Below are 18,937 nucleotides of genomic sequence, written 5' to 3'. Positions count from 1 at the left end.
TATGGACGGAGTCACTCCGGTGCCGCAGCTGCTGGCGTTCCTGCCCTGGCTGCTGGTCCCCGCCGCGCTGGGGCTGCTGCTGGCGATCGTCGGCCGCTGGCCCGCCGGGTGTGTGTGGGCCCTGGTGGCCGGGGTCGTCACCGGGTGGTTCATCCAGCCGTACGACGGGACCGCCGCCTCCGAACCGCCAGGGCGGGTGGTCGCCCGGCTACGGGTGTTGACGGCGAACCTGGAGTTCGGCGGGGCCACCGAGGGGCTGGTGGCGGCGCTGCGCGCGGAGCGGCCGGACCTGGTCTCCGTCCAGGAGTGCGACGTCCGCTGCGCGGCGGCGCTGGACACCCCCGCCGTGCGCCGGACCTATCCGCACCGGAACGTCGTCACCGGCGGACCGGCCGAGGGCTCGGCGATCCTCAGCCGCTATCCGCTGACGGACGAGGAGGGGGTGCCGGGCACGCTCTCCATGCCGGGCTCGGTGGCCACCGTCGCCGGGCACCGGGTGCGGGTGCAGGTCGCGCACCCCATGCCCCCGGTGCCCGGGGGAGTGGACCTGTGGCGCACCGAGTTGGGCCGGCTGCGCGACTACGCCGCCGGACGCGGCAGCCTGCCGACCCTGATCGCCGGCGACTTCAACGCCACCCAGGACCACGCCGCCTTCCGCGCCCTCCTGGACACCGGGCTGCGCGACAGCGCCCGGCTCACCGGCGCCGCCCGCACCCCGACCTGGCCCAGCCTCACCGCCCCGCCGCTCGGCGCCCAGATCGACCACGTCCTGGTCAGCGAGGCGCTGTGGCCGCGCGCCAGCCGCTTCGTGGACCTGGCGGACACCGACCACCGCGCGCTGCTGGTCGACCTCGACCTGCACGACCTACCCGCCGCCTCCGCCACCCCGGCCCGTTAGCTGGTCCACCACCCAGCTCGCCTGACGGGTCACGTTGCGCAGGTGGTTGGCGAACGGGATCCGCATATGGGTGCCCACCCCGCACACCCAGATCCGCTCCGGGAGCAGCCGCAGACTGGGGCCCAGCCACTCCACCGGCTCGGCCGCGGCCATCGGGGGGCGGGCCGCCAGGTGCAGCGTTCCGCCGCCGCGCTCGCGGTGGAGCACGGGCGGGTGGAAGCCGGTGCCGGAGACCACGTGGTCGAAGCGGTCCACGGTGCCGTCGGGCCACCCCACCCGCCAGCCGCCCCCGAGCCCGCCCGGCCCGGGGCCGGCCTCGTACGCCACCTCGTCCGGATAGCCCGGCGCGACGGTCAGCGCGCCGGACTCGAAGTGGTCGAGCAGCCGGCGGGCGTTGACGACGGTGAGCGCGGTGGCGTACCGACCGGTGAACCAGGGGTTCTCGTCCAGCAGCCGCTGGAGCCGGCCCGGCGGCAGCGCCGGGGCGAAGTCGATCAGGGTCTCGATCAGGCTCACCATCGCCCCCTCCCACTGGCAGGCGTCCGAGTCCACCAGCGCGATCTCCTCGCGCAGCCGCCGCTCGGGGTCGGTCTCCGTCGAGATCTGCTCGCGCAGGGGGCGCGGCCCCAGCGAGCGCACCGCCTCCACCGCGCGCCGCATCACCTTCCACTCCAGCAGCGGGTCGTCGGGGTCGATCCGCGGGATCCGCTCCAGCGGTGGGAAGCGGGCCCGGGCGGGCGGCCCGAGCGAGGTCCGTACGGCCGGCAGCCGCCCGGACGGCGAGGTCATCACGGTGCGGTGGCCGTCCCGGCACAGCAGCAGAGCGGCGTCCACGGCGGACTGCCGGGTGCCGACCACCAGCACCCGGGCCCCGGCCGGGTGCTCGTCGCGCAGCGCCCGGACACGCGAGGCCGGATAGGGGCTCTCCAGGAACCGCGGCACGCGCGTGTACCGGTCGAAGCCGGCCGGCACGCGCGGCGTGCGCACCCCCGTGCACACCACCACATCGGTGGCGGGCACCGGCCCGCCGCCCGCCGACACCACCGCGTACCGGCCCTCGCCCACCACCTCGACCGCCAGGGCCAGGTCGCGGACGTGCCGCACCTCGATGCCGTGCGCGACGGCCCGATCGCGGGCCCGCAGATAGCGGTGGTGGCAGTACTCGGCCATCCGGGACCGCTCCACGCAGTCCTCGCGCCGCCCCTGCCAGCCGGTGGACCGGAGATAGTCGGCGAAGTCGTCGGGGCGGTTCGGCAGCAGGGAGTTGATCCCCACCGCGGTGTCGCACAGCAGCAGCGGGTCGTCGTCGCCGAACGCCAGGCCCCAGCCGATCTGCCGGGGGTCCACCACCGTGATCGTCCGGACCTCCTCGCGCGCCTCCGCGCTGGTGGCCGCGGCCACCAGTTGGACGAACACACTCGCCCCGGCGGCCCCGCCGCCGATGACCACGACATCCCGGCCCATGCTGCGCATCCGCACCTCCACCGGACACGGTGCCCCGGCCGGGCCCCCGCGACGCGCGGCCGTCGGGGTGGTCCGCCGGCCATCAGCCGAGCGCGCGCCCCCTCGCACGCCTCTCACCCCACGACGCCGAGACACGCGCCGCACCCCGGTCAGAGTGCGGGCGCCGGCGCGGCCTGCCTAGGGGGCCCTGGCGCCGGCGCGGCGTACGGCATCTCGGTGCCGGCGCGGCGTGTGTGCCTTGGCGCCTGCGAGGCGTACGGAGCCTCGGTGCCTGCGCGGCGCACGACCGCCCAGGCGGTGACGACGGTGGTGGCCGGGCGGGTCCCCCCACTGCCCGGCCACCACCTCCCCCCCTGTGGGATCGGCGTCGACGGTGTCAGACGCCGATGTCGCGGCCGTCCCGGCGCCAGACGCTCACCACGGCCGGGCGGGTGATCCTGCCCGGGCCGTCGGGCCAGTGCGAGGCGGGCTTCTCGACGCTGGCGCCGTCCACCTCGCCCGGGTGCTGTACGGAGACCAGCACCCGGCGGCCCTGCACGATCGGGCCGCAGGTCTCGGCCCCGGTCGGCACGGTCAGGAACTGGCGCACCTCACCGCGCCGGCTGCCGGCGGTGGCCACGCCGAACAGGCCGTCGTGGCTGCCGAGCTGGTTGCCGTCGGTGGAGATCCACAGGTTGCCGTGCGGGTCGAAGGTGACGTTGTCCGGGCAGGAGATCGGGGAGACCTGGTCCTTGGGGAAGCCCGCGAAGTAGCTCGACGGGTCCTTGGGGTCGCCGGCGACGAGGAAGAGCCGCCACGCGAAGCGGTCGGAGGCCGGGTCGTCCCAGTGCTCGGCCAGCTCCAGGATCTGCCCGTGCTTGTTGAGGTTGCGCGGGTTGGCCTCGTCGGCGCCGGCCTTGCCCGGCTTGCCGCGGTCGCTGTTGTTGGTCAGCGCGACGTAGACCCGGCCGGTGCGCGGGCTGGGCTCGACGTCCTCGGGGCGGTCCATCTTGGTGGCGCCGACCTTGTCGGCGGCCATCCGCGTGAAGACGTAGACCTCCTCGGCGGTCATGCCCTCCACGAAGGACTTCTTGCCGCTGGCCAGCGGGATCCATTCGCCGCTGCCGTCGAACTGGCCGTCCGCCGGGAGCCGGCCGCTGCCGTCGATCTGCTCGGCCGGGCTGTCGCCGGTCAGCTTGGCGACGTACAGCGTGCCCTCGTCGAGCAGGGTGAGGTTGTGCTCGCGGGCGGCGCGCGAGTCGCCCTTCATCATCCGCTTCGAGGAGACGAACTTGTAGAAGTAGTCGAAGCGCTCGTCGTCGCCCATGTAGATCACCGGGCGGCCGCTGGCGGTCAGCCGCGGCTGAGCGGCCTCGTGCTTGAAACGGCCCAGCGCGGTGCGCTTGCGGGGCGTGGAGTGCGGGTCGTACGGGTCGAGCTCGACCACCCAGCCGAAGCGGTGCGGCTCGTTCGGCTCCTTGGTGACGTCGAAGCGCTTGTCGAAACGCTCCCACTTGCGCTCGGAGGCGCCGCCGGTGATGCCGTACCGCTTGAGGCGGGCGGCCTCGGTCGGGTCGATCACACCGCCGCCGTTGGCGAAGTACTGGTTGAAGTTCTCCTCGCCGTGCAGCGTGGTGCCCCACGGGGTGGTGCCGCCGGCGCAGTTGTTGAGCGTGCCGAGGACCTTGGTGCCGGTCGGGTCGGCGGAGGTGCGCAGCAGGGCGCTGCCGGCCGCCGGGCCGGTGACCTTGAAGGGGGTGGTGGCGGTGACGCGACGGTTGAGGTGGTGCCGGGGGACCGCGGTGAGCTTGCCGGTCTTCTGCTCCTCCTGGACGACGACCACGGAGAGGCCGTGCGCGGCCCAGGCGATCTCGACCTGCTCGCGGGTCGGGTTCTCCGGGTCGTACTTCTCGAACATCAGCACCTCGTCGGTGTACTCGTGGTTGGCCACGAGCACCTGGCGGTGCTTCTCGCCGCGGAGCGGGAGCAGGGAGAGGAAGTCGTTGTTGTAACCGAACTGGCCGGCCTGGGCCTTCGCGGTCTGCTTCGCGGGGTCGAAGGCGGGGGCGCCACGCAGAATCGGTTCGCCCCAGCGGATCACCACGTTCTGGCCGTACCCCTCGGGGACGGTCACGGCGTCCTTGGTGTTCGGCTTCACCGGCGCGAAGCGCAGGCCGCGCGCTGCGTCCTTCACCCCGCCGGGCATGGCGGCCGGGGACTGGCCGGCGGCCCGCGCCTGCGGGGCCTGGCCCAGCGCGGTCACCCCGGTGGCGGCGGCCACGGTCACCACGGCGCTGGCGCGCAGCACGTTGCGGCGCGAGAGGGCGTCCGCGATGACATCGCCGAGGTAGGCGTTGTCGCTGGTGTTGGGGACGTCCTGGAAGCATGCGTCGCCACAGCGGTAGCGACAGGTCATGGCGGAACGGCCGCCCGAGTGCGAGCCGATCAGCGGCAGGAACTTGCGCACGTCTTCCCTCCGTATGGGCATCACCGGCGCGTCCTGCGCCGACATGACGTCGGAATCGATCCGCCGCGAAGCTACGGGGCGTGGCCCGCGAGTCGACGACCACATCATGAACCGACAGTGAACGGCAGGTGACTTGAACGGCTGTGCGATCGCCTTTCGGTCATTCCGGCGCGGGCGGGCGCCGCCCGCCCGTACCGCTAGCCTTTCGGCACCACAGATGGCCATACGCTGTGCACCGCACTTCGCACACCGCACCGCGCTCGATAGTGAGGGGTTTTCTCCCATGGGCATACGGGACCTGCTGCGCACTGTTTTCGGCCGCTCCCGGACGAAGCGGGAGGAACCCGCCGCCCCAGCAGCGGACCCCACCCCGCCCACGACCCCGACGGAGGCCGCGCCCGCCGGTGAGGGCGCCGCCGCCGAGGCCGCTCCGCGGGGGAGCGAGGAGCAGACGCGCGAGGACGCCGCCGCCGAGACGGAGCAGACCGCTCCGCGCGCGGCCGCTCCCGGGGCGAGCGAGCACGAGACGCGCGAGAACACCGAGGGCGCTGAGGGCGCTGAGGGCGCCGCCGCTCCGGGCGACACGGAGACCTCCGCCCCGATCGCGGAGGCCCTCGCTCCGGCCGCCGAGTCCCCGGCCCTCGCTCCGGCGGCGGACACCCCGGCCCCCGAACCGCGGCCCGCCGCGACCGAGGAGCCGGCCGCCGCCCCGGCCACCCCGGCCGAGGAGCTCCCCGCCGCCGAGTCCACCCTCACCGACCCGGCCTTCACCACCCCGCTCAAGACCCTCGACGAGATCCTGACGTCCCCGGCCCAGGAGCCCCAGCCCGCCGCCCCCGCCGGGGCGGGCGAGGTGGAGCCGGTGGCCGCGGCGGCGGACCGGCCCGAGCCGGACGCCACCCCCACGGCGGACGTGACCGTCACCGCCGAGGAGACCGCGGCGGCCGACACCCCCGAGACCGGCCCGGCCCCCGAGGCCGAGGCCGAGCCGGCCGTCCCGGCCCAGGCCGAGCGCCCGGCCGAGGACACCGTGGCGGGCGCCGCCGGGCCCACGGCGCGGGGCACCGCCCCGGAGGACGTCGCCGCCGCGACGGAGCCGGCGGTCACGCCGGTGGCCGTGGTGGAGGCCGAGACCGAGACCGTGGCGGAGACCGAGACCGGGACCGAGGCCCCGGCGGAGCCGGCCTCCGTGCCGGAGCAGCGGCCCGAGTCGGCCGCCGAGACCGACGTACGGGAGCCCGCGGGCGAGACCCCCGAGCCGGCACCCGCGCCGGAGGCGGACCACGCGCCGGAGGCGGCCTCCGACGCGGAGGCGGCACCCGCCGCGGAGGCGGAGGAGGTCCCGAAGCCGACGGCCACGCTGGAGGCGAAGGTGGCCGCGCGGGCGCCCGGGCTCGTGTCGCTCGTCAAGGCGGCGGCCGACGCGCTGGACGCGCGGGGGCTGAGCGGGGAGCGGGCGGCCGTGTACCTGGTGCTGGACCGGTCGGGGTCGATGCGGCGGTACTACAAGGACGGGTCGGCGCAGCACCTGGCGGAGCGGGTGCTGGCGCTGTCGGCCAACCTCGACGACGACGGGACCGTACCCGTCGTGTTCTTCTCCACCGATGTGGACGGCACCGCCGAGATCGACCTGGGCGACTACGCGGGCCGGATCGAGGAGGCGCACTCCGCGCTCGGCCACATGGGCCGCACCAACTACCACTGGGCGATCGACGCCGTCGTGAAGCACCACGAGGAGTCGGGCGCCACGGCCCCCGCTCTCGTGATCTTCCAGACCGATGGCGCCCCCACCAGCAAGCCCGCCGCCGAGAAGGCGCTGTGCGAGGCGGCGCGGCTGCCGATCTTCTGGCAGTTCGTCGGGTTCGGCGACCCGGAGGCGCGGGGCTTCGACTTCCTGCGGAAGCTGGACGAGCTCGCGGTGCCGGAGCGGCGGGTGGTGGACAACGCCGGGTTCTTCCACGCCGGCCTGGAGCCGCGCGAGCTCTCCGACGGGGAGCTGTACGGGCAGTTGGTGCGGGGCTTCCCGCAGTGGCTGGCGGACGCCCGGGCCGCCGGGGTGCTCCCGGAAGCCGGCCGCGAGCGGTAGGCGACAGCCGCGTCGGACCGCCCGCGCTCCGGAAAAACGGGGCGCGGGCGGCCGCGGGTGGTCCAGTACGATACTGAGATTCTGTAGCCGCACAATGCAGCTACAAGGATTCAGTCACCCACGGTATCGACTCGGGAGCAGCCTGAAATGGCTCGACACCTCATCACCAGCGCCCTTCCCTACATCAACGGGATCAAGCACCTGGGCAACATGGTGGGGTCCATGCTCCCGGCCGACGTCTACGCCCGCTATATGCGCCAGCGCGGCGAGGACGTGCTCTACATCTGTGCCACCGACGAGCACGGCACCCCGGCCGAGCTGGCCGCCAAGGAGGCGGGGCTGCCGGTCGACGTCTTCTGCGCGCAGCAGCACGACGCCCAGAAGGCGATCTACGACGGCTTCGGGCTGTCCTTCGACTACTTCGGGCGCAGCTCCTCGCGGCAGAACGTGGAGATCACCCAGACCATCGCGCGCGAGCTGAAGGCCAACGGCTTCATCGAGGAGCGCTCGATCCGCCAGGTGTACTCCAACGCCGACGACCGCTTCCTGCCCGACCGTTACATCGAGGGCACCTGCCCGCACTGCGGCTACGACAAGGCGCGCGGCGACCAGTGCGAGAACTGCACCCGCGTGCTCGACCCGACCGACCTCATCGAGCCGCGCTCCGCGATCAGCGGCAGCAGCGACCTGGAGGTCCGCGAGACCAAGCACCTCTTCCTGCTCCAGTCCAAGCTGGCCGAGGAGGTCGCGGCCTGGGTCGACGAGCACGGCAAGGACTGGCCGACGCTGGCCTCCTCCATCGCCCGCAAGTGGCTGACCGAGGGGCTCCAGGACCGCGCCATCACCCGCGACCTGGACTGGGGTGTGCCGGTCCCGGCCGACACCTGGCCGGACCTGGCCGCCGAGGGCAAGGTCTTCTACGTCTGGTTCGACGCCCCGATCGAGTACATCGGCGCGACGAAGGAGTGGGCCGACCAGAACCCGGCCGAGCGCGACTGGAAGTCGTGGTGGTACGAGGCGGACGACACCGTCCGGTACACCGAGTTCATGGCCAAGGACAACGTCCCCTTCCACACGGTGATGTTCCCGGCCACGCTGCTGGGCACCCGTGACGCCTGGAAGAAGGTCGACTACGTCAAGGCGTTCAACTGGCTGACGTACTACGGCGGCAAGTTCTCCACCTCGCAGAAGCGCGGCGTCTTCACCGACGCGGCGCTGGAGGTGCTGCCCGCCGACTACTGGCGCTACTTCCTGATCGCCAACGCCCCGGAGTCCGACGACACCTCGTTCACCTGGGAGCACTTCACCGCCACGGTCAACAAGGACCTCGCCGACACCCTGGGCAACTTCGTCAACCGGGTGCTGTCCTTCTCCCGCAAGCGCTTCGGCGACGAGGTGCCGGCCGGCGCCGAGGCCGGCGAGGCGGAGACCAGGCTGGGCGAGCAGATCGCCGAGCTGCTGGCGGAGTACGAGGGCCACATGGACGCCCTCCAGTTCCGCAAGGCGGCCGCCGCGCTGCGCGCGCTGTGGAGCGCGGGCAACTCCTACCTGGAGGAGAAGGCGCCCTGGCTGGAGATCAAGACCGACCCGGAGGGCGCGGCGCTCACCCTGCGCACCGCGATGAACCTCATCCACCTCTACGCCGTGGTCTCCGAGCCCTTCATCCCGGCGTCGGCGGCCGCCATGCGCTCCGCCTTCTCGCTGGCCGACGACACGGCCGTCTGGGTGAGCCCCGACGAGGCCAGGGCGCTCGCCTCCGTCCCGGCCGGCACGCCCTTCACCGTCCCGCCGGTGCTCTTCGCGAAGATCACCGAGGACGACCTGGCGGGGTACCGCGAGCGGTTCGGCGGCCAGGACGCCGTCGCGTAGCGGACTTCCCGCGGACGTTCGTGCCGAAGGCGCCGGGTGGGCTGGACCTCCAGCCCACCCGGCGCCTTCGCGCTACCCGGCCGCGCCCGGCCGCCCTGGTGTCAGCGCGCCAGCGCCGCCGCGTCGCCCATCACCACCACCGGGTCCCGCGCCGGGTCGAGCGCCCGCAGCAGCGCCCGCATATGGGGCTTGATGAGGCTGACACAGCCCTGCGTGGGGCCCCCGTGGTCCACGTGGATCCAGATGCCGCCGCCCTTGGCCGCGCCCAGCGGGCGGCTCCAGTCCATCGGCGAGGTGCCGCGTACCCGGTTGTAGTCGATGGCCACGACGTAGTCGAAGGACCCGGCCAGCGGTTCGCCCCGGAAGCCGGTGCCGTTGACGACGAAGGCGGCGGAGCGGTGGTACGGGAGCCGGGCACCCGGGTCGGGCAGCCGACCGCCCGCGTCGGTCAGCGTGAAGACGCCCCGGGGTGAGCGCAGATCGCCCGCCCGGTGGTCGTCGGTCCAGCCGCGCAGGGCGTTGTGGGCGGGCCAGGTCGGGCCGGCGGCCCGCCAGCCGTCGGCGGTGCGCTCGTACAACACCACCGTGGAGTCGGAGGAGTCGGCGCCCTTTCCGGTGACCACCACGGCCTGCCGGGCCTCCTCCGGCACCTTCGCCAGCGTGTGCGGACCGAGGCCGGGCAGCCGGTCCGAGGTCCGCGCGGGGGCGGCGGCCCGGGTGGCGGAAGGGGTCTGCGAGGGGGCGGCCAGCACGCCGCCGGACCCGCCGGAGCCGGCACCCGAGCCACAGCCGGCCAGCCCTCCCGTGGACAGCAGCAGAGCGGCGGCGGCCGTGGCCGTGCGCAGCCGGGCCTGGGACGACACCGTACGCGGACGGGCCTTGCGCGGGGGCGCGGTCGGGGACTCGGGGAGGGGCATGGGCGGCACCTTCGGGAAGTGATGAGGGAAGAAAGGGTGAATGACAGGCCGTTTCGGGCAAGGCCGGATCAGCGGTCGGCGCCGGGCGCGGCCGGGGCGTCGTCGCCGAACCGGGCGGAGGCGTACAGGTCCCGGATCCGGCGGATGTCCTCGGCGCCGGGCCGGGTCAGGCAGACGGAGACCCGCACCGCACCGCCGCCCCGGCGTTCGGGGACGGCGAGCCGACCTTCCGCCTCCCAGGTGGCGCCGGCCTCCTCGCACGCCGCGCTCAGCGCCCGCTCCGCCAGCGCCCCGGGCACGGCCTCGCCCGTCGGGCTCTTGTCGGTCAGCGGGCGGAAGGCGACCAGCGCGTCGCCGGGCGACAGCAGGTCCAGCGGCACGCAGTCGCCCGCGGGGGACTTGTGGCAGGGCGGCGGGCCGTACGCCTCCCGCGGCCGGTTTCCGGCGAAGCCCAGCGCCTTTGCGCCCGGGGAGGCGGAGGCGCTGGTCTCCAGCGCGGTCCAGCCGGCCGGGAGGCGGACCGTCAGCCCGCCGAGGCGGGGGTAGCGGACCTCGGCGCCGGCCTGTCGCCCGGCGGTCCCGGAGGCGGCCGGCGGCACCGGGTCGACGGGCGGCCCCGGGTCGCCGGGCGCCGGGCCGCCGGCGCCGAACCGGGGCGCCACCAGCGTGGCCAGCGCCGCCAGCGCCACCACCCCGCCGGCGGCCCCGGCCGCGCGGCGGCGCCGGGCGCGGCGCCTGACCCGCTCCCGGATCTGCGGCATCCGCTCGGCGGGCGCGGCCAGCCGTGGCACCGCCCGGTCCAGCAGGACCCGCAGTTCCCGCTCGTAGGCGTTCTCGGCCTCATCCACGGCGGTCACCGCCCTCGACCAGCGTCGCGACGGGCAGCACGGCCCGCAGGCTGCGCAGCGCCTTGGCGGCCTGGCTCTTGACGGTGCCGGGGCCGCAGCCGAGCACCCGTGCGGTCTCCTCCACGCTCAGGTCCTCGAAGTAGCGCAGCACCACCACCGCCCGCTGTCGGGCGGGCAGCCCGCGCACCGCCGAGGCCAGCGAGCGCTCCAGGTCGACCTCCGCGAAGGGATCCGTCCCCGCGCCGGTGTCCGGCAGTTCGCCGTGCGGCACCTCGCCGCGCCAGCGCCGCCGCCACCACGAGGTGTGCGTGTTGACCAGGGCCCGGCGGACATACGCCTCCGGGTCGTCCGCCGCGATCGCCCGCCAGCGGGGCCACACCTTGGCGAGCACGGTCTGCAGCAGGTCCTCCGCCAGGTGCCGGTCGCCGGTCAGCAGCCAGGCCACGCGCAGCAGCCGGGGCCCGCGAGCCGCCACGAACTCCTCGAAGCCGAGGCCCGGTGTGGTGCCCGCACCCGTCACCGACCTGTCCTCGCCATCGCCGCTCTCCTGCTCTCACGGTGTACTCCACACCCAGGGAACGCGGTGGCCGGCGCATCGGGTTGCCCCGCGTCGAAAAGCCCACGCCCCAGGGGCCGTTGATCCGGCGGCAACCGATTGTTTAACCCCTTCGCTGACCCTGTGTCATCCGAGGACCGCAGGAAAGCCAGGGAAGTCGAGGAACCGCAGTGTCAGTGCCGGACAGCCCCGTCACGGTGACGGTCCACGGCCCCGACCCGCGCTTCCGGGCCGGCGTCGCCCGCCTGTTGCGGGACGAGCCCAGCGTGGAACTCCTGGACCGGCCGCACGAGCGCGACGAGCGGCCGCACGGCGCGGTCGCGGTGATGCTCGTCGAGCGGCTGGACGCGGGGGCCGGCGCGGAGCTGCGCCGACTGCTGTGCGGCGGGCGTCAGCGGGTGGTGCTGGTCGCCGGGGAGCTGCGGGAGGTGGAGCTGATGGCGGTGGTGGAGTACGGCGTACGGGCCGTGCTGTGGCGGCACCGCGCCACGCCACGGCGGCTGCTGCGCGCGGTGCACCGGGCGGCGCGCGGCGAGGGCGCGGCGCCGTGCGGCGTGGACCGACGGCTGGGGGACGCCCCGGGGCCGTGGTCCCGGCCCTGAGGCCGGGCCCCTGCCGCCGGCGCCCGCCGGGGTGCGGTGACACCGGCGGGCGGGCTTCCACTCAGCCGTCCAGGCCCAGGTCCGGGCCGAAGACCTCGTAGTGGATGGCGCGGGCCGGGACCCCCGCCGCCAGCAGCTGGGCGCGGGCGGCGCGCATGAACGGCACCGGTCCGCACAGGTAGGCGGTGGCTCCCGCGGGGACGTCGATCCGTCCGAGGTCCATCAGCCCGGTGCGGTCGGCGGGCCACTCGCCGTCGGGCCGCTCGTACCACAGGTGCGCCACGGCGTCCGGCAGCTTGGCGACCAGCTGCTCCAGCTCGGCGCGGAAGGCGTGGGCGGCGGGGGTGCGGTCGGCGTGGGCCACGACGACCGGGCGCGGGGAGCCGGTGCCCGCCAGGTGGTTCAGCATGCCGATCATCGGGGTGCCGCCGATGCCCGCCGAGACCAGCAGCAGCGGCCCGTCCCCCTCGTCGAGGACGACATCACCGGCCGGGGCGCTGATCCGCAGGGCGGCGCCGCGGTCCACCCGGTCGTGCAGATGGGCCGAGACCTCGCCCTCCGGGGCTCCGGAGGCGTCGGCGGCCACGCGTTTGACCGAGAACCGCAGGGCGCCCTCGGGGGCCCCGGACAGGCTGTACTGCCGGATCTGCCGGGCACCGTCGGGGAGTTCGACCTGGACGGAGACGTACTGGCCGGGTCGCGCGGGCGGCAGCGGGGCGCCGTCCAGCGGGGTGACGACGAAGCTGGTGACCTCGTCCGTCTCCGGGACCCGGTCCACCACCCGGTACTCGCGCCACACGTCTCCGGCGGCCACCCCCGCCTCGGCGTACAGCCGGGCCTCGATGGCGATCAGGGCGTTCGCCATCAGCCAGTACACCTCCTCCCAGGCGGCCACCACCTCCTCGGTGGCCGCGTCGCCGAGCACCTCGGCGATGGCCGCGAACAGGTGCCGGTGCACCACGGGGTACTGCTCGGCGGTGACCCCGAGCGACGCGTGCTTGTGGGCGATGCGCGCCAGCAGCGCGTCCGGGCGGGCCTCCGGACGCTGGAGCAGGACGGTGGCGAAGGTGGCGATGGAGCCGGCCAGGGCCTGCGGCTGGGTCCCCTGGGCCTGGTCGCCCCGGTTGAAGAGATCGCGGGCCAGCTCGGGGTGGGCGGCGAAGAGCTTCGCGTAGAAGAGCGGGGTGATCTCGCCGATGGAGGCGCCCACCACGGGCAGGGTGGCGCGCACGGTCTCGGCGGACTTCGCTGACAGCATCCTGGGGCTCCAAATATGAATGTGAGATTCGCATTTAAGGGCGTGCGTCATCACGCGTGGGGCTCGTCGAGCGGGGCTCGATGGCCTCAGCCCGCCGGGGGTCCTTCGACACGCGGGCCCGGACTCAGGGACAGCAGCACCGGACCGGTCGGGGGGCCGACCAGGTCGTCGATGGTGAGCGGGTCGAGGGAGGCGAAGAACGCCTCCTGCGCCGTGCGCAGCGCCGACCGCAGCCGGCAGGCGCTCCGCAGCGGACAGGGCGGCTCGTCCTCGCAGCCGACCACGTCCCCGACCCCCTCCAGCTCCCGCAGCAGCCGCCCGAGCGAGCCGGTGCGGCCCGCGTGGGTGAGGGTGAGGCCGCCGCCGCGGCCGCGCCGCGCCTCGACCACCCCGAGCCGCTGGAGCCTGCTGACCACCTTGGCCGCGTGGGTGTACGGGACCGCCACGGCCTCCGCCACCTCGCGGGTGGCCGGGGCCTCGGCCTCGTCGTCCAGCACCGCCAGGCGCATCGCGATCCGCAGCGCGATGTCGGTGCTCTTCGTCAGTCGCACACCAGCACGCTAGCTAATTGGCATCTCAGATACCAATTAGCTGCGGTGTGATGACAGCCACGACGTGCCGCCTCGGAGGCGCGGAGACGACTCGGCCCCGGTCGGGGCGCGGACGCGCCGCCGGCCGGGGCCGAGTCGAACGAACGATGCCGGATCAGCCCTTGTCGGCCTGCTTGACCTGGACCGGCTTGCGGATCGACAGGTGCAGCTCCTTCAGCCGCGCCTCGTCCACCTCGCTCGGCGCGCCCATCAGCAGGTCCTGCGCGTTGCCGTTGAGCGGGAAGGCGATGGTCTCGCGGATGTTCGGCTCGTCGGCCAGCAGCATCACGATGCGGTCGACGCCCGGGGCGATGCCACCGTGCGGCGGGGCGCCGAACTTGAAGGCGCGCAGCATGCCGCCGAACTCGCGCTCCACGTCGTCCTTGCTGTAGCCGGCGATCTCGAACGCCTTGTACATGATGTCCGGCTCGTGGTTCCGGATGGCGCCCGAGGACAGCTCGACACCGTTGCAGACGATGTCGTACTGCCAGGCCAGGATGTCCAGCGGGTCCTTGGTCTGCAGCGCCTCCAGGCCGCCCTGCGGCATGGAGAACGGGTTGTGGGAGAACTCGATCTGGCCGGTGTCCTCGTTCTTCTCGAACATCGGGAAGTCGACGATCCAGCAGAAGCGGAAGACGTTCTCCTCGAAGTGGCCGGCGCGCCGCGCGGCCTCGACCCGCACCGCGCCCATGATCTTCGAGACCTCGTCGAACTCGCCGGCGCCGAAGAAGACCGCGTGGCCGGGGGCGAGGCCGAGCCGCTCGGTGAGCGCCTTGACGTCGTCCTCGGTGAGGAACTTGGCGATCGGGCCGGTCAGCGCGGCCTTGTCGGGGAGTCCCTCGCCGACGCGCACCCAGGCCAGGCCCTTGGCGCCGTGCTCCACCGCGAACTCACCGAGCCCGTCGAAGAACTTGCGCGGCTGGTCGGCGGTGTCCGGCACGGCCAGTGCGCGCACGTGCTTGCCCGCGAAGGCCTTGAAGTCGGAGTCGGCGAAGACGTCGGTGACGTCGGTCAGCTCCAGCTTGGCGCGCAGGTCCGGCTTGTCGGAGCCGTACTTCAGCAGCGCCTCGCGGAACGGGACGCGCGGGAAGGGCGAGGTCACGTGGCGGCCCTTGCCGAACTCCTCGAAGAGCTCGGTCATGACCTTCTCGATGACCTGGAAGACGTCCTCCTGCTCGACGAAGCTCATCTCGACGTCGAGCTGGTAGAACTCGCCCGGGGAGCGGTCCGCGCGGGCGTCCTCGTCGCGGAAGCACGGCGCGATCTGGAAGTAGCGGTCGAAGCCGGCGATCATCAGCAGCTGCTTGAACTGCTGCGGGGCCTGCGGCAGCGCGTAGAACCGGCCCGCGTGCAGCCGGGAGGGGACCAGGAAGTCGCGCGCGCCCTCCGGGGAGGTGGCGGACAGGATCGGGGTCGCCATCTCGTTGAAGCCCTGCGCGGTCATCTTCTGCCGGATCGCGGCGATCACCGCGGAGCGCAGCATGATGTTGCGGTGCATCCGCTCGCGACGCAGGTCGAGGAAGCGGTACTCCAGCCGGCGCTCCTCGTTCACCCCGTCCTCGGGGAAGACGGTGAAGGGCAGCGGCTCGGCGGCGCCGAGCACCTCGACCTCGGTGACCTCGACCTCGATCTCACCGGTCGGGAGCTCCGGGTTCACGTTGTCGGCGCCGCGGCTGACGACCTTGCCGTCGACCCGGACCACGGTCTCCTTGGTGAGGTGGCTGAGCGCCTCGTTGGCCGGGGTGCCCGGACGGGCGACCAGCTGGACCAGGCCGTGGTGGTCGCGCAGATCGATGAAGAGGATGCCGCCCAGATCGCGCCGATTGTGCAGCCAGCCGCTCAGCCGCACGTCGGAGTCGACATCAGCGGCGCGGAGCTCGCCGCAGGTGTGGGACCGGTACCGATGCATCGTTCATCCAAGTCGTCTGGTCGGGCACGTCGTCTGGTCGGGCACTGGGGCCGTGCCGCCACGGGCGGTGATCTACGGTGAATCTTGAACGTTGAATCACGGTGGATCACAGTGGGCGGTACATACCACGCAGGAGGCCACCCGCAAGGGTACCGGCGTCACGGCGTTCACTGGTAAGCCCGTAGCAAATCCCCCTAAGGTGGTGCAATGCACACCGAGGATCTCCTGGCGGCCATCGCGACGGGCCTCTGGCGCTGGGTCAATGCCTCGCGCACGGTCAACCTCGACGCCGAGGCGGCCCGGCTCATGGGGCTGCCCGCCGAGCCCACGACGCTCACCGAGGCCGCCGCCCGGGCCCGCTTCCACCCGGTGGACTGGGTCGAGGTCATGGGGATCGTGCGGCTCGCCGTCGCCGAGGGCACCCTGGCCGAGGCCCGGGTGCGGATCGTGGACGAGCAGGGGAAGGTGCTGCGCACGGTGCGCAGCCGCACCCGCCCGGTCCGCACCTCGGGGGACTTCGAGCTGATCGGCACCATTCAGGAGGTCGTCGAGCCGCAGCCGGGCACCACCGCCACCGCCGGCCCCGCGATCACCGGCGACTGGCGGCGCAGCCGAGAGGCGTTCCTGCTGGACGCCGGGCGGGCGCTGGCCGAGGCCCGGTCCACCGCGGAGGTGCTGCGGGTGGCCGCCGGCCTGTCGATGCCCGGCTTCGAGCCCTCGGGGCTGGCCGTCTTCAGCCTGGAGGGCGACCGCATCCACATCATCGGGCAGCACGGCCACGACCTCGGCAACGAGCGGGCCTTCACGGACCTGAGCCTGGACGCCGCCTACCCGGCGGCGGAGGTGATACGCACCGGCCGGGCGATCTATCTGCCGTCCCCCGACAGCTACCGCAAGCGCTACCCGACCGCCTGGCCGATCATCGCCCCGTACCGGCGCCAGTCCTGGGCCTATCTGCCGCTGATCGCCGCCGGACGCACCATCGGCGCCTGGGTGGCGACCTTCGACAGCCCGGTCAGCTTCTCCCCCGACGAGCGCTCGGTGCTCACCACCGTCGCCCGGATGCTCGCCCAGGCGCTCTCCCGCGCCTCCCTCCAGGAGACCGAGCGGGAGCTGGCGGACGGCCTCCAGCGGTCCATGCTGCCCGCCCGCAAGCCCGACATCCCCGGTCTGACGGTGGCCGCCCGGTACATCCCGACCGGCGGCGGACTCCAGGTCGGCGGCGACTGGTACGACGTGATCCCGCTGCCCTCCGGCCGTACCGCGCTGGTCATCGGGGACGTCCAGGGCCATGACGTACGGGCGGCGGGGCTCATGGGCCAGCTGCGGATCGCGCTGCGCGCCTACGCGGCCGAGGGCCACCACCCCGACGCCGTGCTCTCCCGCGCCTCCCGCTTCCTGTACGGACTGATCGACGGCGACGGCCACGAGGAGATCGCCGACCCGCGCTTCGCCACCTGCCTCTACGCCGAGGTGGACCCGGTCGCCGGAACGCTCGACATCGCCCGCGCGGGCCACTGCGACCCCGCCGTGCGGCTCGCCGACGGCACCCTGGTCACCCGACCCACCGCCGGCGGGCTGCCGCTGGGCGTCAACCCCGACAGCGACTACCCCACCACCCGCATCCTGCTGGACCCCGGCGAGACGCTGCTGATGTGCACCGACGGCCTGCTGGAGACCGGCGGCCACGACCTGGAGTCCGGCTGGGAGCGGATCCGCTCCGTCTGCGAGGAGCGGGGGCAGCTCCAGGACAGCCCCGGCGAGGACCTGGAGGCGCTCGCCGACGCCCTGGTGCAGGCCGTCCACGGCCCCTCCTCGCACCACACCACCGGCCCGCTCGCCGACCGCCGCGAGGACGACATCGCGCTGCTGCTGGTCAGCCGGGACTCCGAGGTCTGCGTGGTCGGCCCCGGCACCGCCCCGGTCCGCCGCACCGCGGTCACCGTCGCCCAGGCCGAGCCGGAGCGCATCGCCAGCTCCCGGCACCAGCTCCGCGAGATGCTGCACGACTGGTCGGACCCCGAGCAGATCGAGTCCGGCGTGCTGATGCTCTCCGAGATGATCACCAATGTGCTGGTGCACACCGACGGCGACGCGCTCATCGTCGCCGAGGTCAGCGGCAGGCAGGGCACCCGACGGCTGCGCGTCGACGTCGCCGACGGCAGCGACGAGCTGCCGCACCGCCGCCACCCGGGCGAGCTGGCCTCCTCCGGGCGCGGCCTGCTGCTGATGGAGATGCTGGCCGACTCCTGGGGCGTGGACCCGCGGGGCGCGGGCAAGTGCATCTGGTTCGAGCTCTACGAGGCCGAGTCCGGACCGTCGACCGGACCGGGGTCGTCGGGGGAGCGCTCGACGGCGTCGGAACCGGAGTCGGGGCCGGGAACGTCCCCGGAGCCTCCGGGGCGGGGCGAGCCGGCGGCCGCGGCGGCCGAGTAGCCGGCCCGCAGCTCGGAGAGGATGCCGAAGGCGGCGGCCGTGAGCGGCACCGCGAGCAGCATCCCCAGGATGCCGGCGACGCTGGCACCCGCCGTGATGGTGATCATGACGATGGCGGGATGCATCTGGACCGTGCGGCTCTGGATCACCGGCTGGAGCACATGACCCTCGATCACCTGGACCGCCACCACCACGCCCAGCGCCCACAGCGCGGTGACGATGCCGCCGTCGGCGAGCGCCACCAGCACGGCGACGGCGCCGGAGAGGAAGGCGCCGAGGTACGGGATGTAGGCGCCCACGAAGACCAGCGCGCCCAGCCCCACCGCGCCCGGCACGCTCAGGATCAGCAGCCCGATGGTGATGAGGGTGGCGTCGATCAGCGCGATGAGCGTGGTGCCGCGCATGAAGCCCTCGACCGCCTGGAAGGCCCGCCTGCCCATCGCCTCCAGGTGGGGCCCGCGCCCGCCGGGGGCCAGCTCGTGCAGGGCGCCGACCACCCGGTCGCCGTCGCGCAGGAAGAAGAAGGTCAGCAGCAGCGCCAGCACCGAGATGGCCAGCATCTCGCCGACGACGCTGATGCCGGCCAGCAGCCCGGTCGCCGCCTTGCCGCCGTACTTGCGCCCCAGCTCCCGGAGGTTGGAGGCCATGTCGCCGAGCGAGTTGCCGGCGATGCCGAAGTGCTCCCGGAACCGGGTGGCGACCTGCTTGATCGAGCTGACGATCTGGTCACCGCTCTCCAGCAGGGCGCTGACCACGATGTATCCGGCGCCGCCGACCACCGCGACCAGCACCAGACAGGTCAGCCCGGCGGCCAGCGAGCGCTGCACCCCCACCCGGATCAGCCGCCGGTGCAGCGGCGCGAGCAGCCCGGTGCCGAGCACCGCGAGCAGCACGGGCGTGACGGCCGCCTTCAGGTGCCAGCACAGCCACAGCCCCACCGCCCCCACCCCGGCGACCAGCAGCAGCACCCCACACCACGCGGCGACCCGCCGCGCGACGCGCGGCAGCAAGGCACGCTCCCCTGACTCTCCGATGGCCACCCACCCAGCCCACCACGG

At 73.9% G+C, this 18,937-nt stretch carries 13 protein-coding genes and 1 pseudogene; 5 read left to right on the top strand and 9 right to left on the bottom strand.

The features are described from left to right. Position 1: 1 nt before the first annotated feature. Positions 2 to 898, top strand: coding sequence for an endonuclease/exonuclease/phosphatase family protein (locus CD790_RS12485; protein ID WP_144383237.1), 897 nt, complete (start codon positions 2 to 4; stop codon positions 896 to 898). Here CD790_RS12485 and CD790_RS12480 read toward each other — a convergent pair. Then, positions 866 to 2,371 (bottom strand): FAD/NAD(P)-binding protein, encoded by a 1,506-nt coding sequence (locus tag CD790_RS12480; protein WP_144383236.1) that lies wholly within the window; start codon positions 2,369 to 2,371, stop codon positions 866 to 868. The two genes, CD790_RS12485 and CD790_RS12480, sit on opposite strands and share 33 nt — an antisense overlap. 367 nt (positions 2,372 to 2,738) lie before the next feature. Then, positions 2,739 to 4,808, bottom strand: a complete 2,070-nt coding sequence (locus tag CD790_RS12475; RefSeq protein WP_144383235.1) for a PhoX family phosphatase — start codon at positions 4,806 to 4,808, stop codon at positions 2,739 to 2,741. A gap of 283 nt (positions 4,809 to 5,091) precedes the next feature. On the opposite strand from CD790_RS12475, the gene CD790_RS12470 reads away from it, so the two are divergent. Together CD790_RS12470 and metG are read left to right on the top strand one after the other, a co-directional pair. Beyond that, the gene (locus CD790_RS12470; protein ID WP_144383234.1) at positions 5,092 to 6,894 is read left to right on the top strand and encodes a VWA domain-containing protein; all 1,803 of its coding nucleotides are present in this window, start codon (positions 5,092 to 5,094) and stop codon (positions 6,892 to 6,894) included. A gap of 147 nt (positions 6,895 to 7,041) precedes the next feature. After that, the gene (gene metG / locus CD790_RS12465) at positions 7,042 to 8,763 is read left to right on the top strand and encodes a methionine--tRNA ligase (protein ID WP_144383233.1); all 1,722 of its coding nucleotides are present in this window, start codon (positions 7,042 to 7,044) and stop codon (positions 8,761 to 8,763) included. 101 nt (positions 8,764 to 8,864) lie between these two features. Here the strand turns inward: metG and CD790_RS12460 are convergent, their stop codons facing one another. The 3 genes from CD790_RS12460 to CD790_RS12450 form a co-directional block, all read right to left on the bottom strand. Next, the gene (locus CD790_RS12460; protein WP_260867512.1) at positions 8,865 to 9,680 is read right to left on the bottom strand and encodes a L,D-transpeptidase family protein; all 816 of its coding nucleotides are present in this window, start codon (positions 9,678 to 9,680) and stop codon (positions 8,865 to 8,867) included. Positions 9,681 to 9,748: 68 nt separating this feature from the next. Beyond that, positions 9,749 to 10,528 (bottom strand): hypothetical protein, encoded by a 780-nt coding sequence (locus CD790_RS12455; protein WP_144383232.1) that lies wholly within the window; start codon positions 10,526 to 10,528, stop codon positions 9,749 to 9,751. Next, entirely contained in the window at positions 10,521 to 11,048 is a 528-nt protein-coding gene (locus CD790_RS12450; protein WP_144383231.1) for a SigE family RNA polymerase sigma factor, read from the bottom strand. The genes CD790_RS12455 and CD790_RS12450 overlap by 8 nt, the downstream gene beginning before the upstream one ends. Before the next feature lie 206 nt (positions 11,049 to 11,254). On the opposite strand from CD790_RS12450, the gene CD790_RS12445 reads away from it, so the two are divergent. After that, entirely contained in the window at positions 11,255 to 11,686 is a 432-nt protein-coding gene (locus tag CD790_RS12445) for a DNA-binding response regulator (protein WP_260867511.1), read from the top strand. A 61-nt stretch (positions 11,687 to 11,747) separates the two neighbouring features. On the opposite strand, the gene CD790_RS12440 is transcribed toward CD790_RS12445, so the two are convergent. From CD790_RS12440 to aspS, 3 genes are all read right to left on the bottom strand, one after another. Beyond that, positions 11,748 to 12,944 (bottom strand): globin domain-containing protein, encoded by a 1,197-nt coding sequence (locus CD790_RS12440; protein WP_144383230.1) that lies wholly within the window; start codon positions 12,942 to 12,944, stop codon positions 11,748 to 11,750. Between the two features lie 86 nt (positions 12,945 to 13,030). Then, on the bottom strand, positions 13,031 to 13,495 hold the full coding sequence (locus tag CD790_RS12435) for an Rrf2 family transcriptional regulator (RefSeq protein ID WP_144383229.1): 465 nt from the start codon (positions 13,493 to 13,495) through the stop codon (positions 13,031 to 13,033). A 154-nt stretch (positions 13,496 to 13,649) separates the two neighbouring features. Then, a complete protein-coding gene (gene aspS / locus CD790_RS12430; RefSeq protein ID WP_144383228.1) occupies positions 13,650 to 15,443 on the bottom strand; it encodes an aspartate--tRNA ligase in 1,794 nt (597 codons plus the stop codon). Between the two features lie 207 nt (positions 15,444 to 15,650). Between aspS and CD790_RS12425 the strand changes: the two genes are divergently transcribed. Next, positions 15,651 to 17,879, top strand: coding sequence for a SpoIIE family protein phosphatase (locus CD790_RS12425; protein ID WP_144383227.1), 2,229 nt, complete (start codon positions 15,651 to 15,653; stop codon positions 17,877 to 17,879). Here CD790_RS12425 and CD790_RS12420 read toward each other — a convergent pair. After that, positions 17,819 to 18,889, bottom strand: a pseudogene (locus tag CD790_RS12420) (AI-2E family transporter); the annotation flags it as partial. The gene CD790_RS12425 and the pseudogene CD790_RS12420 overlap by 61 nt on opposite strands. Positions 18,890 to 18,937: the final 48 nt, after the last annotated feature.

Source organism: Streptomyces sp. SAJ15 (assembly GCF_007595705.1).
In the GTDB taxonomy this organism is placed as follows: Bacteria; Actinomycetota; Actinomycetes; order Streptomycetales; family Streptomycetaceae; genus Streptomyces.
Note: the sequence above shows the minus strand (reverse complement) of the source record. Positions and strands in the feature narration are given on the sequence as shown.